This window comes from Micromonospora rhizosphaerae, from assembly GCF_900091465.1.
Lineage (GTDB): Bacteria > Actinomycetota > Actinomycetes > Mycobacteriales > Micromonosporaceae > Micromonospora > Micromonospora rhizosphaerae.
Genome location: NZ_FMHV01000002.1, coordinates 1051195 through 1066700, shown reverse-complemented (window position 1 = coordinate 1066700; position 15506 = coordinate 1051195). Strand labels below are relative to the sequence as shown.

Here is a 15506-nt window from a genome sequence, read left to right as displayed (position 1 = left end):
CGAGAGGCAGGAGGCTCTACCCGTGTACGACGTGGTGCTGCTCACCCTCGGCTCGGCGCGGGACGCTCCCGGTGGAGGCTGCGGCAGCGGCGGATCCTGCTGCGGCGGCGCCTCGGCGGACGGCCCGGAGACCGAGGAGCGCTGCGAGACGCCGCGGGTACCGGTGCTGGCCTGCGCGGACGCGCTGACCGGCCGGGGCGCGCGGGTGGAGACGGTCACCGCCCGTTCCGACGCCGAGATCGACGAGGTGCTGGCCCGACTCGACGGCCCGCCCCGCCCGGACGGCCTCACCTGGCCCGATCCCGATTCCAAGACCCGGCTCGTGGTGGCCACCGCCAGTGACGGACAGTTGCGCGCCGTCCTGCGCCGGCTGGTCCGCCGGTACGCCCCACCGCCCAGCCGCCGCCCCGAGGACCTGCCCGGCAACCGGACGGTGCCGGACCTGCCGCCGATCGGCGTACTCCCGCTGGACCCGGCGCGCAGCACCACCCACCGTGACCTGGCGGCCCAGCTCGGGCTGCCCCGCGACCCGGCGGCGGTGGCCGCGGCCGTGCTGGACGGCACCGCCCACCGGCTCGACCTGCTGCGCAACGACGGCGGCTCGGTGACCCTCGACGGCGTGCTGCTCGGCGCCGCCGACGACGCCGGCCGGCCGCTGCACTGGCGGGGCCGGGTCGAGGTGGACGACGTGGTCCTCTCCGCCGGCGACGACCCGCTGCTGGCCTGCGCGATCGGCAACGCCGGCGGGTACGCGCGCCTCGACGACGTGGCGCTGCTGGCCGACCCGGACCCGACCGACGGCCGGGTCGAGGTGGCGGTGGCGGTTCCCGTGGTCACCCGCTCGGCGTTCGGCAGGAAGCGGGTACGCCTGGAGGTACGCCGGGCCCGGGGTCGGGCCGTCGCCGTCGTTCCGCGCGACCCGAAGGTGCCCTTCCTCGACGACGGCGTCGAGGGGGAGCTGGGCCGGAAGCGGTCCTGGTGGATCGAGCCCGGCGCCTGGGCGGTCTGGACGGCCTGACCCCTCGATCCGCGGAGTGGCCGCCGGCGGAAACCGGACGGCCTATCCTCGGCGGGAGGAATGGGGAGGAAGCGTCGTGCACGAGAACGCCGACCCGGCCCACGTGCCGGGCCAACAACCGGCGCCCGAGCGGGACATCGAACCGCTCTGGCCACCCGATCCGACCGACCCCGCCGCCCCGGGCCCGCCGTGGGCCGCCCCACCCCCGCTGACCGGGAACGGATGGGCTTTCGCCGCCGCGGCGCCGCCCCAGCCGCCGAGCACGCCCGGCCCGCCCGCGCCGGAGCCGCCGATCCCGCCTGTTCCACCCGAGCCGGAACCGCCGCCCCCGCCGGGTAGGCCCGTGCCCGCGCCGGAACCGCCGATCCCGTCGGGTCCCCCCGTGCCCGAACCGCCGATCACACCCGGCCCTCCCGTGCCCGGGCCGCCGACCCCGCCACCGCCCGCCGTGCCCGAACCGCCGATCAGGCCGGGACCGCCGGTGCCGGAGCCGCCGACCCCGCCGGGTCCACCCGCGCCCGAACCGCCGGCCCAGCCCGGCCCGCCGGTGCCCGAGCCACCGATCACGCCGGGTACACCCGTGCACGAGCGCCGGGCGGGACAGCCGGCGGGGCCGGTGGACCTCGACCTGCCGTTCACCCTTGACCAGGCGGTGGCGACCCCGGCCGGGGCGACCGGTCGCAGCCCGGGCGGCTCGCCCTGGGCGCAACCGCCACAGCGGCCGACGAGCACCGGTACCGTCCCGACCGCCGGAACCGAGGCAGCCGAACCGGGATCGGTGACCACCATCCCGGCCGCCGCCCCCACCCACGTCGGCGACCCGGGCGGCCCGGACGTCGCTTCCGCCCCCGGCGGGCCGGCGGAGAGAGCGGGCGACGAGCACCGGGCCCCGCTCGAGCGGGCGCCGGGCGGGGCGGAGGCCGCTCCGCCGCGGCTCGGTCCGTTCCCGCCCGCGCCCGGGACACCGGTGCACCCGCCGACGCCGCCGTACGACGGAGGCGGTTACCCGCCGCCGTACGGCCCACCGCCGCTGGGAACGCAGCCACCGGTCATGCCACAACACCCGCAGGCGGTGGATCCGGTGCCGCCGGTCACCGGCTGGTACCCCCCACCCTGGCCCCAGCAGGGCGCGCCGGGACCGCAGCAGGCGCCGCCCGGGACCACTCCGGGCTGGCAGCAGCCACCGCCCGGGGTCAGCCCGGTGCCGCCGCAGCCAGCGCCCACCCACCCGGACCCGGGCTGGGCGCCGGAGGCCCGTGCCACCCCGACCGCCGAGGAGTTCGCCCGGCGCCGCCAGGCCAAGCCGGTCGATCCGGTGGCCACCATGGGCGTCCGGGCGGTGGTGAACCGGCTCGGCCTGGTCCGGCTCGCCCCCGGGCGGCACGAGCAGGAGCTCAGGCGGGACATCGAGATGGTCCGCCGCAACTTCGGCGGACTACGCCAGGTGACCGTGGTGAACCCGAAGGGCGGCGCGGGCAAGACCGTGGCCATCCTGCTGCTGGCCATGACGTTCGGGCAGAAGCGCGGCGGATACGTGCTGGCCTGGGACAACAACGAGACCCAGGGCACCCTGGGGATGCGGGCCCAGCAGGACTTCCACTCCCGTACGGTCCGGGACCTGCTGCGCGACCTGGGCCAGTTCCAGGGTGCGCACGGCCGGGTCGGCGACCAGTCGCAGTACGTCCGCTCGCAGGGCGAGGGGATGTTCGACGTGCTCGCCTCGGACGAGTCGGCCACCGGCGGGGAGATGCTCACCGCGGCGGCGTTCGGCGAGATCCGCGAGGTGGTCAGCCGCTTCTACAAGCTGATCTTCGTGGACACCGGGAACAACGTGCGGGCGCAGAACTGGCAGGCCGCGATGGACGCCACCGACCAACTGGTGGTCACCATGTCGGGCCGGAACGACTCGGCCGAGACCGCCGCCCGGATGCTCGACCACCTGGAGCAGAGCGGCCGGCAGCGACTGGTCCGGCAGGCGGTGACGGTGGTGTCGATGCCGCCGTCCCGCAAGGAGATCGACCTGCCGGCGATCCAGCAGCACTTCGCCGCCCGCACCCGGGCGGTGCTGCTCGCGCCGTACGAGCGACTGATCGACACCGGCGAGCCGATTCGCTACGGCCAGCTCTCCTCGGCCACCCGGGACGCCTGGCTGAAGATCGCCGCCGCGGTCGCCGAAGGACTCTGACCACGCACGACGGCCGGCCCGACCAGCGGCCGGACCGGCCGTCGGAGCGGGTCAGTGGCTGGCCAGGGCGTCGCCGGCGGCCGGGTCGCAGTCGCGCAGGAACTGGGCGCAGCGCGCCGCCTCGTCCGCCTCGCCGATCTCGCCGGCGGCCCGGGAGAGCAGGTAGAGGCAGCGCAGGAAGCCCCGGTTGGGCTTGTGCGACCAGGGCACCGGGCCGTGCCCCTTCCAGCCGCTGCGGCGCAGCTGGTCCAGGCCCCGGTGATACCCGGTGCGCGCGTAGGCGTACGCGGGGATGACCTGACCCGCGGCGAACGCCCGGGCGGCCAGCGCGGCCCAGGCCGCGCTGTAGGCCGGGAAGCGGGCGGCGACATCGGCGTACGCCTCGTCGGTGTCCTGCTGGGCGGCGGCCGCCAGGGCGGCGTCGGCCTCCTCGTTCGCGGGCAGGAGGGTGGCCGGTGGCTCAGGCAACAGGTTCTGCATCGCCCCATTCAACCCGCTTCGCCCGCGGGCGCGCGAGGGAGTCGGGCGACCTGGTCGGCCGAACGGTTGAGGCTTTCGTCACGCCTGCGGTCCATGCCGCCCGGCGATGTTCTCCATTACAACTAATGGTCCGGAGCCTCCCCAGGACCCGGTTACGCAGGAGCCCGGCGGCCACGTCGCCGGGCTCCTGCCCGTTACGGCACCCTCCCGGCCGGGTTTGGCCGATTTGCCGCCCAGGGGCAGGATGATCTGGTGCCGACCCCACCTCCCGCGGACGTCATCGAGCCGCACGACACCAGCGTTGACGAGATCGAGACCCGGGCCGAGTTCGACGGGCGGCTGGCGACCGGCAGCCTCGCCGGGCTGACCGTGCAGGGGCTACGCCTCGACCTCCATCCGGTGCCCGACCTGACCGGCGTCGAGGTCGCCGGCACCCTCTTCGTGGGCTGCCGGTTCACCAACCGCGAGGTCGGCGCCGACCTGGTCCGCCGCGGCGCGAACGTGGTGCCGCCCTTCTCCGGGCTGCCCTACTCGACCCAGCCGTCCCACCTCTACACCCCGGACGACCTGGCGGCCGGCTTCGCCGACGCCGGCTTCGCCGGCATGTACGACACCCGGGTGTACGAGCACTTCCGCGCGCACGGCGGCGCGCTGCCGGACGTCCGCGAGGCGCTCGGCCAGCGGCTGCACGACCACGGGGTGGACAACGCCCTGGTCGACGCCACCCGGTCCTGGCTGGCGGAACACGGCCCACAGTCCGTGGTCGGGGTGATGGGCGGGCACGCCGTGCCGCGCGGCAGCGCCGCGTACCGGATGGCGGCGGTGCTGGGCTGGGAGCTGGCCCGGGCCGACCGGCTGGTGGTGACCGGCGGCGGTCCCGGCGTGATGGAGGCGGCCAACCTCGGCGCGTTCCTGTCGGCCTGGCCGGCGGAGGAGCTGACCGGTGCGATCGACCTGCTCGCCACCGCCCCGGACTTCACCGACCACGACCGCTACACGGCCGCCGCGCTGGCGGTCCGGCAGCGGTACGCGCCCGGGCCGACCCTGCCTGCCCAGCGCCCCGCCGCGACCGGCACCGAGTGGGCGCGCTCGGGCGGTCTCGCCATCCCCACCTGGCTGTACGGGCACGAACCGGCGAACCTCTTCGCCGGACGGATCGCCAAGTACTTCTCCAACGCGATCCGGGAGGACACCATCCTCCGGCTGGCCCGGGGCGGGATCGTCTTCGCGCCGGGCCGGGCGGGGACGGTGCAGGAGGTGTTCCAGGCGGCCACCAAGACCTACTACGGCACCGACGGCGCCAGCGGCGCGTACGTCTTCCTGGACCGGACGTACTGGACGACAGAGCTGCCGATCGAGTCGCTGCTGCGGCCACTCCTCGCGGCGTCCCCGTTCGGCGACCTCGCCACCACCGTGCACCTCACCGACGACGTCCGGGAGGCGGTCCGGGTGCTGACCGCGACGGCCTGACCGGCCGGGAACGCGACGGCCGGCTCCCGCACGGGGAGCCGGCCGTCGGGACGTGCCGGTGGACTACTTGCTCATCCTGGTGCCGGTGGAGCGCAGCGCCTCGCAGGCCTCCACGACCCGGGCGGCCATGCCGGCCTCGGCGGCCTTGCCCCAGACCCGCGGGTCGTACATCTTCTTGTTGCCGACCTCGCCGTCGACCTTGAGCACACCGTCGTAGTTGCGGAACATGTGGTCCGCCACCGGCCGGGTGAAGCAGTACTGGGTGTCGGTGTCGATGTTCATCTTCACCACGCCGTAGTCCAGCGCCTCCCGGATCTCGGAGAGCAGCGAGCCGGAGCCGCCGTGGAAGACCAGGCTGAGCGGCTTCTCCTTGTTGTGCTTGGCGCCGACCGCCATCTGGATGTGGTTGAGCACCTCGGGGCGGAGCTTGACGTTGCCCGGCTTGTAGACGCCGTGCACGTTGCCGAAGGTCAGCGCCGCCATGTAGCGGCCCTTCTCGCCGAGGCCCAGCGCGTCGACCATGGCCAGGCCGTCCTCGACGGTGGTGTAGAGCTTCTCGTTGATCGCGTTCTCGACGCCGTCCTCCTCGCCGCCGACCACGCCAACCTCGATCTCGAGCACGACGGCGGCCTTGGCGGCCTCGTCCAGCAGCTCAGCGGCGATCTCCAGGTTCTCCGGCACCGGCACGGCCGAGCCGTCCCACATGTGCGACTGGAACAGCGGCTCCTCGCCGCGCTGCACCCGCTCCTGGGAGATCTTCATCAGCGGCCGGACGAACTTGTCCAGCTTGTCCTTCGGGCAGTGGTCGGTGTGCAGGGCGATGTTGACCGGGTAGTTCTTCGCCACCTCACGGGCGTACAGGGCGAACGCGGTCGCGCCGGTGACCATGTCCTTCACGGACGGGCCGGAGAGGTACTCGGCGCCACCGGTGGAGACCTGGATGATGCCGTCGCTCTCCGCGTCGGCGAAGCCCTTCAGCGCCGCGTTCAGCGTCTGGGAGGAGGTCACGTTGATCGCGGGGTACGCGAAGTGACCGGCCTTGGCGCGGTCCAGCATCTCCGCGTAGGCGTCGGGGGAAGCGATGGGCATGTCAAACGCTCCTTACTTACCGCTCTCGGCCATGCTGGCCGCTGTCTTCCATGGCTGCGCCGGACCGCGCTGTCCACCGCCGGAAGTATCCCGTAGTTGGTGGCGGCGGGCACAACCGACCCGGGACAAGGCCACCGCCTTTACTCACCGCGCCTCCAGTCTGTCCGGCAGGGCGACGCTGATCAGCCAGCTGACCACCGCCACCACGATCGCGCCCCAGAAGGCGGCCCAGAAGCCGTCCACCCGGAACGGCAGGTCCAGGCCCCGGGCGATCCGGTCGGTCAGCAGGAACAGCAGCGCGTTCACCACGAGCGCGAAGAGGCCCAGGGTGAGCAGGTAGAACACGCAGCCGAACACCTTGATGACCGGCTTGAGGACCGCGTTCACCACGCCGAAGATGAGGGCCACCACGACTAGGGTGAGCACCGTGTCCGCCGTCGACCGCCCGGTCACTTCGACCCCGGGCACGATCAGGGTCGTGATCCACAGCGCGATCGCGGTGATCACCAGTCGGATCAGGAAGCCCACGGCATCATCCTGGCACCGTAGGCCCCACCCGGAGTGACAATCCGCCGACTCTGCGCCGCGGCAGGCGACGTGTGAGCGGAGCGGCGGGCGGCGGCGCGGTTCGGCCCGGCTCCGAGCGGGGAGGGGGCACAGCCCGTACGGTGTGTGGGTAGCTGTCCGCACCGAGATCCAGGGAGGGACGATGGGTCAGCCCGACGAGGACTTCGCCCCCAGCGACCACCTCGCTCCGGAGGAGCGGGACCTGGAGGCGGAGCCGGCCGACGCGGTCGAGCAGGCGCTGGTGGCAGCCCCGGGCGACGGCGACTTCGAGCCGCAGCGTGGCTTCGAGGTCGACGACTGGGACGCGGTGGAGCAGGCCCGGGTGGTCGTCGCCGACGAGGACGACTACCGCTGACCTGGCGGGAGGGGCCACGGGGTGGCCCCTCCCGCGTCAGCGCAGCCTGGTGACCTGATCGGGGTGAGCGGCGCTCCACTCCCCGAGCCGGTCGGTCCGGAGCGCGTCGAGGAATCCGGGGGCCAGCTTGGGGTCGAGCCGGAATCCGTACGGGCGTTCCTCCACATACCGGACCGGCAGCCCGAGCGGGACCGGCTCGGCGACGGCCGCCTTCCTGGCCGCCGAGATCAGCGCCGGCAGGGACGTGTCGCCGGTGTCGGTCACCAGGCCGGAGCCGGCCTGACCGATCAGCTTCGAGACCAGCACGGGATCCGTCAGCCCGTCCCGCTCCTGGAGCCGGCGGAGCAGCCCGGCCGCGTACCGCTCCGCGTTACGGTCGCGGTCCAGGCCGCCGTCGGGCATGTCGAAGCGCTGCCGGAGCACGTCCACTGCGGCGGCGCCGTCGAGCTGCTGGCAGCCGGCGGGGTAGACCCGCAGGGTGTGGTGCGAGCGGATGCTGGCCGGCAGGCAGACCGGCACGCCGTCGACCGCGTCGGTGAGTTCCCGCGTCGCCCGGTAGGTCAGTACCGCACCCGCGTCGATCCGTATGCCGGTGAACTGGGCGACCACCTGCCGGGTGAGGTCGTAGCCACGGACCAGCTCGGGATTCGCCGATGTGGCGCCGTAGGCGAAGGCGTGGTTGAGCTTGTCCTCCCCGTGCCCGGGAATCGGCACCAGCAGGTCACGCGGGAGGGAAACGAGGTAGAGCCGGCTCCGGTCCGCCGGAACGTGCACGAGCAGGATGGAGTCGGCCCGCCGGGTTTCGTCGGGGCCGGCGGCGTCGACGCCGAGCAGCAGCACGTTCAGCGCGCCGGTGGGCGTCGGCGGTGCCGGCTCACCGAGCAGGTTCGGGGTCTCCGGCTGCCGCGGCGCGACCGCGGTGAACCCGGCCAGGGCGGCGGCGACCAGCGCCAACGCCGTACCGCCGAGCCGCAGGCGGAAGCGGCGACGCCGGCGGCGGACCACGGTCCGCTCGATGGCGGCCCGGACCGGCCCGGTGGGCGGGGTCAGCGGCTCGTGCCGGGCGAAGGCGGCCCGCAGCTCGTCCTCGATCATGAGCAGACCTCCACGTACTCGGCTCGGAGGGTGGCCAGGGCGCGCGAGATGCAGGAGCGGACGGTGCCGACGGCGCAGCCGAGGATCTCGGCGATCTCGGCGTCCGGCAGGTCCTCGTAGTACCGCAGCACCAGCGTGGCCCGCTGGCGGCGAGGCAGCCGCGAGAGCCAGGACCAGATCTGGTCCCGGTCCACCGCGGACTGGGCGTGGTCGGTCGGCGCCGGCACCGCCTCGTCCGGCTCGCCGCGCAGCAGCACCCGGCGGGCCCACGAGCCGCGCCGCCAGTCGACGTACTGGTTGGTGAGCATCCGGCGGACGTACCGCTCCGGGGAGTCGGTCCGCGCCACGCGGCGCCAGTTCAGCTGGACCCGCACCATGGTGTCCTGCACCAGGTCCTGCGCCTGGTGCGGATCCCCGGTCAGCATGACCGCGTACCGCAGCAGGGCGCCCAGCCGCGAGTCGGCGAACTCCTCGTACGTCACTGCACCTCCCGGTGTCCCGCCCTGTTGACGGGTACGGCACTGCGGAAGATTGCATCGTCCGAGCTCAACCTTTCAGCCGGTTCAGCGAGCCGACCAGCCGGCCAGGGCTGCGGAGAGAGTTAAGGGTTCTTTAAGCTCCACGGGCTCCACCTGAAATTTCACGGGAGGAACCCCCACATGCTCAAAAACTCCACCCGGCGCTGGCTCGCCGGGTTGGGCGTCGCAGGCGCGTTCGTCGCCGCCTCCGCCACCCCCGCCCTCGCAGCCGACCCCACCATCGCGGACGCAAAGGGGGCCGAGGGCTTCGCGCTGTACGCGAACGACGTCATCGTGGCTCCGGGCGGACCGGAGAAGTGGATTTCGCTCTACTCGCTGGTGGACGAGCCGTTCACCGACTACACGGTCAAGGTGGACCGGAGCGCCGTCGACGGCTTCGCCGACGTGCAGGCGCCGGACGGTTGCACCCCGGCGGACGCCATCCTGACCTGCACCGTCAAGAACGACGGGGAGCCGGACCTGGACCTGCTCTCCCTCACGGTGCTGCCGCGGGACGGAGCCAAGGCCGGGCAGGAGGGCCAGCTCGCGTTCACCGTCACCACTCCCAACGCCGGGAGCGCCAGCTACCGCTCCACCGTCACCGTGGGCGAAGGGGTCGACCTGACCTCGGAGCCCTTCGTTCAGTTGACCGGCACCCCGGGCAGCACGGTGAAGTCGCCGCTTGCGGTGGGTAACCAGGGCAAGACCGACGCCAAGGGTGCCGTGCTGTTCTTCTTCGGCTCTTACGCACTCGCTCCAGCCAAGCGGTACGAGAACTGCGAGTACTTCGAGGACAACTTCGACACCTACGCCTACGCGTGCACCCTCGACGCCACAGTGGCGGCCGACGGCAGCGCGAAGCTGGACGACTCGTTCGGCTTCGCCATCCCCGGTGACGCCTGGGCGCCGAACACCGACCACGGCTTCGCGATCTGGATGACCCCCGCGGACTGGCAGGCTTTCCGGTCGCAGGTGCCCGACTTCGGCAAGAGCGCGAAGGGCGACGAGGGCGTCCTGCAGCTCACGCCGTCCGCTCCCGCTCCGGCTCTGGCCCGCGCGATGGGGCAGACCGACGTCGACCCGACCAACAACGAGACCATGATCGAGCTGACGGTCAAGGGCAACCAGAAGGCCGACGTGGCGGCCAGCGGTGCCACGGTGGATGCCTCGGTCGGTGCCACCGTCCCGGTCACGGTCGGCTTCACCAACAACGGCCCCGCGGCCATCAACGCCGGTGGCGAGAACGGCATCTACACGCTGGCGCTGGTGACCGTGCCCAAGGGCACCACGGCGGTCAAGGCACCGGAGTCCTGCGTGGACGCCGAGGGCGAGTTCGGGGAGGACCCGGGTAAGCCCGGTGCCTCGGTCTACGCCTGCTTCCTGCCGGAGGTGATCGGCAAGGGCAAGAAGGCGCAGTTCCCGTTCTCCCTCCGCATCGACAAGGCCGGCAGTCTCGCCGGCAAGGTCGAGCTGGTGCACGGTGGCCCGGACGAGACTCTGCTCAAGGACCTGAACCCGGCCAACGACACCGCGCAGATCCTGGTCAACGCGGCCGCCGGCAACGGCGGCGGCGACGGTGACGGTGACGGTGACGGTGACGGCGGCACCCTGCCGCTCACCGGTAGCTCCACCGGCCTGATCGCCGGCATCGGCGGCCTGCTGTTGCTCGCTGGCGCCGGCGGCTACCTGGTGGCCCGCCGCCGCCGCACCCACTTCGTCGCCTGACACCCGCACACCACTCAGCAACACCGGTGCCCCGCCGACCCCCGGTCGGCGGGGCATCGTCGTTCCCGGGGCACCCGAAGCACACCCCGCTCCGAAGCGCCACCCCACCAGGCCATTCGGAAGCCTCAGCGCGACTAGGACGAAACCGGGACGACACAAGATCGACAACCCTGAGACCATCGACGAGTGCTGCTCACCCTGACCACGACCCACCGCCCCGCGACCGACCTCGGCCACCTTCTCGTCAAGCACCCGGACCGGCTGCAGAGCTTCGACCTGCCGGCCGGCACCGCGCACGTGCTCTACCCCGAGGCGGATGACCAGCGGTGCACGGCGGCCCTGCTGGTCGAGGTCGACCCGCTGCGGCTGGGCGGCGGGCGCGGTCGCGGAAAGGCCCAGGCGGCCACCCCGGACAGCTTCACCCTCGGCCAGTACGTCAACGACCGGCCGTACGCCGCGTCCAGCCTGCTCTCCTCGGCGCTGGCCAAGGTGTTCCGGTCGGCGCTGCGCGGCGAGTCCCGGGATCGCCCGGAGCTGGCCGCCACGGCGATCCCCCTGGAGATCCGGGTGCCGGTGCTGCGCTGCCGGGGCGGTGCCGAGCTGGCTGTCCGGGTCTTCGCCCCGCTCGGCTGGACGGTGACGGCCACCCCGATCCCGCTGGACGAGGCGTACCCGGCGTGGGGCGACAGCCGGTACGTGGACCTGACGCTGACTGGCACGCTGCGGGTCGCCGAGGCGCTCAACCACCTGTACGTCCTGCTGCCCGTGCTGGACGACGCCAAGCACTACTGGGTGGCGCCGGACGAGATCGAGAAGCTGCTCCGGGCTGGCGCCGGCTGGCTCGCCGACCACCCGGAGCGGACCCTGATCACCCGCCGCTACCTGGCGCACCGGCGTGCCCTGGCCGGTCAGGCCCTGGCCCGCCTCGCCGAGCTGCGCCTGGCCGACGAGCCCCCGGCCGACGACAGCATGCCCGACGAGGACCAGATCGCGCCGCCTCCGCGCGCCTCGCTGGCCGTACGGCGGCGGGAGGCGGTGCTCGCCGCGCTGGCGGCCAGCGGCGCCACCCGGGTGCTGGACCTGGGCTGCGGCGGCGGCGCCCTGCTCACCGCGCTGGTCGCCGACCGGCGGTACACCGAGATCGTCGGCACCGACGTCTCCACCCACGCGCTGACCCTGGCCGCCCGCCGGCTGCGGCTGGACCGGCTCCCGGAGCGGCAGCGCGACCGGATCCGGCTGTGGCAGTCCGCGCTGACCTACCGGGACGACCGGCTGCGCGGGTCCGACGCGGCGGTGCTGATGGAGGTCATCGAGCACGTGGACCCGCCGCGGCTGCCGGCGCTGGAGGACGCCGTCCTCGGTCACGCCCGACCGGGCACGGTGGTGGTGACCACCCCGAACGCCGAGTACAACGTCCGCTACGAGGGGCTGGGCGCGGGCCGGTTCCGGCACGCCGACCACCGTTTCGAGTGGACCCGGGCCGAGTTCGCCGACTGGGTCGACCGGGTCACCGCCGCGTACGGCTACACCGCCACCATCAGCGGGATCGGCGACGACGACCCCGAGGTGGGAACCCCCACCCAGATGGCCGTGCTGAGCAGGAAGGAGGAGAGCACCCGATGAGCATTCTCGACATCCCTGAACTCGCCCTGGTGGCGCTGGTCGGCGTCTCCGGTTCGGGCAAGTCCACCTTCGCCCGGCGGCACTTCCTCCCCAGCCAGGTGCTCTCCTCGGACGACTTCCGGGCGATGGTCGCCGACGACGAGAACGACCAGTCAGCCTCAGCCGACGCGTTCGACGTGCTGCACTACGCCGCCGGCAAGCGGCTGCGCGCCGGGCGGCTCACCGTGGTGGACGCGACCAATCTTCAGCCGCACGCCCGGGCGGCGCTGGTGAAGGTGGCCCGGGAGCACGACGTGCTGCCGGTGGCGATCGTGCTGGACGTGCCGGAGGCGCTGGCCTGGGAGCGTACCGGGGCGCGGGCCGACCGGACCTTCGGCCGGCAGGTGCTCACCCGGATGCAGCGTGACCTGCGGCGGACGTACGGGCAGCTGGCCCGGGAGGGCTTCCGCAAGGTGCACGTGCTGCGCGGCGTCGAGGAGATCGACGCCGCCGAGATCCGGTACGAGCGGCTCTACAACGACCGGCGGGAGCTGACCGGGCCGTTCGACATCGTCGGTGACGTGCACGGCTGCCGCGAGGAGCTGGAGGCGCTGCTGCTCCGGCTCGGCTACGAGCTGCGCCGCGACGACGCGGGCCGCCCGGTGGACGCGGCGCACCCGGCTGGTCGTACCGCGGTCTTCGTGGGTGACCTGGTGGACCGCGGCCCGGACTCGCCCGGGGTGCTCCGCCTGGTGATGGGCATGGTGGCGGCCGAGCACGCGATCTGCGTGCCGGGCAACCACGAGCAGAAGCTGCTGCCCAAGCTGCGCGGCCGGGACGTGCGGCTCACCCACGGCCTGGCCGAGACGATGGCCCAGCTGGCGGCGGAGCCGGAGAGCTTCGTCGCGGAGGTCGCGGCGTTCGTCGACGGCCTGGTCAGCCACTTCGTGCTGGACGGCGGCCGGCTGGTGGTCGCGCACGCCGGGCTGAAGGAGGAGTACCAGGGCCGCGCGTCCGGCCGGGTCCGCGCATTCGCGCTCTTCGGGGAGACGACCGGCGAGGCCGACGAGTACGGCCTGCCGGTCCGTTACCCGTGGGCGGGCGACTACCGGGGCCGGGCCATGGTCGTGTACGGGCACACCCCCAACCCGGAGCCGGAGTGGGTGAACAACACCATCTGCGTCGACACCGGCTGCGTCTTCGGTGGGAAGCTGACGGCCCTGCGCTACCCGGAGAAGGAGCTGGTCTCGGTCCCGGCGGTCAAGGAGTGGTACGCCCCGGCCCGCCCGCTGGTCCCCCCCACGCCGGCCCGCCCGGACACCGTGCTGGACCTGGCCGACGTCACCGGTCGCCGGCACGTCGAGCACGCGTACGGCTCGCTGACCGTGCCGGCGGAGAACGCCGCCGCGGCGCTGGAGGTGATGAGCCGGTTCGCGGTCGACCCGGGTCGGCTGGTCTGGCTGCCGCCGACCATGGCGCCCTGCTCGACCTCGACCGTCGACGGCTTCCTGGAGCACCCGGCGCAGGCGTTCGCCGACTACCGGGCGGCGGGGGTCGACCGGGTGGTCTGCGAGGAGAAGCACATGGGCTCGCGGGCCGTGGTGCTGGTCGAGCGGGAGCCCGGACGGTTCGGCGGCGGGGTGGTGCACACCCGCACCGGCCGGCCGTTCTTCGGTCCGCCGCTCGACGACGAGCTGCTGGAGCGGGTTCGGGCGGCGGTGACCACCGCCGGCCTCTGGGCCGAGCTGGAGACGGACTGGCTGCTGCTCGACTGCGAGCTGCTGCCCTGGTCGGCGAAGGCGGGCGGGCTGATCCGCGAGCAGTACGCGGGCGTCGGCGCGGCCGGCCGCGCCGCGCTGCCCGCGGTGCTCGCCACGCTGGACGCGGCGGCTGGTCGGGGCCTGCCGGTGGGCGAGCTGCGCGGCCGGATGGCCGACCGGGCGGCGGAGGTCGAGGCGTACTCGGCGGCGTACCGGGCGTACGTCGGGCCGACCGAGGGGCTGCGCGGAGTGACCCTCGCGCCGTTCGCGGTGCTGGCCGGGGCCGGGGCGAGCTACGCGGACCGGGACCACGGCTGGCACCTCGACCTGGCTGACCGGCTCTGCGCCGCCGACCCGGAGTTCTTCACGTCGACCCGGCGGCGGGTGGTCGACCTGACCGACGCCGCGGCGGTGGCGGCGACGACCGACTGGTGGCTGACGCTCACCGCCACGGGTGGGGAAGGCATGGTGGTCAAGCCGTACGCGGGCCTGGCCGCCCGGTCGCCGAAGGGGTCGCTGCTCCAGCCCGGGATCAAGTGCCGGGGCCGGGAGTACCTGCGGATCATCTACGGTCCCGGCTACACCGGGCCGGGGCAGCTCGCCGCCCTGCGCCGCCGGTCGCTGGGCCGCAAGCGCGGCCTGGCCCTGCGCGAGCACGCCCTCGGCCTGGCCGCCCTCCAGGCCCTGGCGGAGGACGCCCCGCTCTGGCGCCGCCACGAGTTGGTCTTCGCCATCCTCGCCTGCGAGTCGGAGCCGGTCGACCCCCGCCTCTGAACCGTCCTGGCCCGGTCCGGCGCGACGCCGGACCGGGCTTCGGTACCCTTTGTGGCCGTGGACACAGCAGAGAAGACCCGGATCGTCTCCGAGAGCGTCGCCCTGAATCCGCTCGACCCGAAGGACCTGATTCACACCTTCGGGCTGGTCGGCGTCTGGGTGATCCTGTTCGCCGAGACCGGCCTGCTGGTCGGCTTCTTCTTCCCGGGCGACTCGCTGCTGTTCCTGGCCGGCGTGGCCGCGTCGCCGGTGGCGGACGCCATCTTCGGCAGCGGCACCCGGCTCTCGCTGGCCGGCCTGCTGATCGGCGGGCCGCTCTGCGCGATCGTCGGGGCCCAGCTCGGGCACTGGCTCGGAGCCCGGTACGGCCGCCGCATGTTCGACCGCCCCAACTCCCGCCTGTTCAAGCGGGAGTACGTGGAGAAGGCCGAGTACTACTTCCAGAAGTTCGGCCCGGCCAAGGCCGTGGTGCTGGCCCGGTTCATCCCGATCGTCCGCACGTTCCTCAACCCGGTCGCCGGGGTGCTCGGCATGCCGGCCCGGCAGTTCCTGCTCTGGAACATCGTCGGCGCGATCCTATGGGTGGACGGCATCCTGCTGATCGGCTACCTGCTCGCCGACCAGATCTACAACGCGATCGGCGACAAGATCGACCGGTACATCCTGCCGGTGGTCGCGCTGATCATCCTGATCTCGGTGCTGCCGATCGTCTTCGAGTTTCTCCGCGACCGGCGGGCGCGCAAGCGCGGCGAGGCGGTCGCGGTGGTCGCCGCGTCCAGCGCGGCGGGCGCGGTCGACGCGGTCCGGGACGCCCTCGAGGACGACGACCTCCGGCGCCGCGGCCAGCAGGGCCGCTGATCCCACATAC

The 15506-nt window shown here is 73.5% G+C and carries 13 protein-coding genes; 8 read left to right on the top strand and 5 right to left on the bottom strand.

What is annotated here, in order from left to right:
- The first annotated feature begins 22 nt into the window (after nt 1–22).
- Together GA0070624_RS05195 and GA0070624_RS05190 are read left to right on the top strand one after the other, a co-directional pair.
- Nucleotides 23–1018 (top strand): diacylglycerol kinase family protein, encoded by a 996-nt coding sequence (locus tag GA0070624_RS05195; protein ID WP_091337113.1) that lies wholly within the window; start codon nt 23–25, stop codon nt 1016–1018.
- A gap of 481 nt (nt 1019–1499) precedes the next feature.
- Complete coding sequence (locus tag GA0070624_RS05190; protein ID WP_425413492.1) at nt 1500–3203, top strand: MinD/ParA family ATP-binding protein; 1704 nt, start codon at nt 1500–1502, stop codon at nt 3201–3203.
- A gap of 51 nt (nt 3204–3254) precedes the next feature.
- Here the strand turns inward: GA0070624_RS05190 and GA0070624_RS05185 are convergent, their stop codons facing one another.
- Complete coding sequence (locus GA0070624_RS05185) at nt 3255–3683, bottom strand: DUF3151 domain-containing protein (protein WP_091337109.1); 429 nt, start codon at nt 3681–3683, stop codon at nt 3255–3257.
- Nucleotides 3684–3935: 252 nt separating this feature from the next.
- Here GA0070624_RS05185 and GA0070624_RS05180 point away from each other — a divergent pair, with 252 nt between their 5' ends.
- Nucleotides 3936–5153 carry an LOG family protein gene (locus GA0070624_RS05180; protein ID WP_091337107.1) on the top strand — a complete coding sequence of 406 codons (1218 nt, stop codon included), beginning with the start codon at nt 3936–3938 and terminating at the stop codon, nt 5151–5153.
- A 63-nt stretch (nt 5154–5216) separates the two neighbouring features.
- Here GA0070624_RS05180 and fbaA read toward each other — a convergent pair whose 3' ends face one another.
- On the bottom strand, nt 5217–6242 hold the full coding sequence (gene fbaA / locus GA0070624_RS05175) for a class II fructose-bisphosphate aldolase (protein WP_091337106.1): 1026 nt from the start codon (nt 6240–6242) through the stop codon (nt 5217–5219).
- Between the two features lie 144 nt (nt 6243–6386).
- Nucleotides 6387–6770: a phage holin family protein gene (locus GA0070624_RS05165; protein ID WP_091337102.1), complete on the bottom strand. Its 384-nt coding sequence runs from the start codon at nt 6768–6770 to the stop codon at nt 6387–6389.
- A gap of 181 nt (nt 6771–6951) precedes the next feature.
- Between GA0070624_RS05165 and GA0070624_RS05160 the strand changes: the two genes are divergently transcribed.
- Entirely contained in the window at nt 6952–7164 is a 213-nt protein-coding gene (locus GA0070624_RS05160; protein ID WP_091337100.1) for a hypothetical protein, read from the top strand.
- 36 nt (nt 7165–7200) lie between these two features.
- Here GA0070624_RS05160 and GA0070624_RS05155 read toward each other — a convergent pair whose 3' ends face one another.
- Complete coding sequence (locus GA0070624_RS05155) at nt 7201–8259, bottom strand: LCP family protein (protein WP_091337098.1); 1059 nt, start codon at nt 8257–8259, stop codon at nt 7201–7203.
- On the bottom strand, nt 8256–8741 hold the full coding sequence (locus GA0070624_RS05150) for a SigE family RNA polymerase sigma factor (protein WP_091337096.1): 486 nt from the start codon (nt 8739–8741) through the stop codon (nt 8256–8258). The genes GA0070624_RS05155 and GA0070624_RS05150 overlap by 4 nt, the downstream gene beginning before the upstream one ends.
- Nucleotides 8742–8918: 177 nt before the next feature.
- Between GA0070624_RS05150 and GA0070624_RS05145 the strand changes: the two genes are divergently transcribed.
- From GA0070624_RS05145 to GA0070624_RS05130, 4 genes are all read left to right on the top strand, one after another.
- A complete protein-coding gene (locus GA0070624_RS05145; RefSeq protein WP_091337095.1) occupies nt 8919–10502 on the top strand; it encodes an LPXTG cell wall anchor domain-containing protein in 1584 nt (527 codons plus the stop codon).
- A 186-nt stretch (nt 10503–10688) separates the two neighbouring features.
- Nucleotides 10689–12125: a 3' terminal RNA ribose 2'-O-methyltransferase Hen1 gene (locus GA0070624_RS05140; protein WP_091337093.1), complete on the top strand. Its 1437-nt coding sequence runs from the start codon at nt 10689–10691 to the stop codon at nt 12123–12125.
- Entirely contained in the window at nt 12122–14638 is a 2517-nt protein-coding gene (locus GA0070624_RS05135) for a polynucleotide kinase-phosphatase (RefSeq protein ID WP_091337091.1), read from the top strand. Before GA0070624_RS05140 ends, GA0070624_RS05135 begins: the two co-directional genes overlap by 4 nt.
- A gap of 51 nt (nt 14639–14689) precedes the next feature.
- A complete protein-coding gene (locus GA0070624_RS05130; protein WP_176731599.1) occupies nt 14690–15496 on the top strand; it encodes a DedA family protein in 807 nt (268 codons plus the stop codon).
- The last annotated feature ends 10 nt before the right edge of the window (nt 15497–15506 follow it).

What these genes read in the sequence shown, in the direction of transcription:
- GA0070624_RS05185 (WP_091337109.1), bottom strand. Translation starts at nt 3,683, where the DNA reads ATGCAGAACCTGTTGCCTGAGCCACCGGCCACCCTCCTGCCCGCGAAC.
- fbaA (WP_091337106.1), bottom strand. Translation starts at nt 6,242, where the DNA reads ATGCCCATCGCTTCCCCCGACGCCTACGCGGAGATGCTGGACCGCGCC.
- GA0070624_RS05160 (WP_091337100.1), top strand. Translation starts at nt 6,952, where the DNA reads ATGGGTCAGCCCGACGAGGACTTCGCCCCCAGCGACCACCTCGCTCCG.
- GA0070624_RS05155 (WP_091337098.1), bottom strand. Translation starts at nt 8,259, where the DNA reads ATGATCGAGGACGAGCTGCGGGCCGCCTTCGCCCGGCACGAGCCGCTG.
- GA0070624_RS05145 (WP_091337095.1), top strand. Translation starts at nt 8,919, where the DNA reads ATGCTCAAAAACTCCACCCGGCGCTGGCTCGCCGGGTTGGGCGTCGCA.
- GA0070624_RS05135 (WP_091337091.1), top strand. Translation starts at nt 12,122, where the DNA reads ATGAGCATTCTCGACATCCCTGAACTCGCCCTGGTGGCGCTGGTCGGC.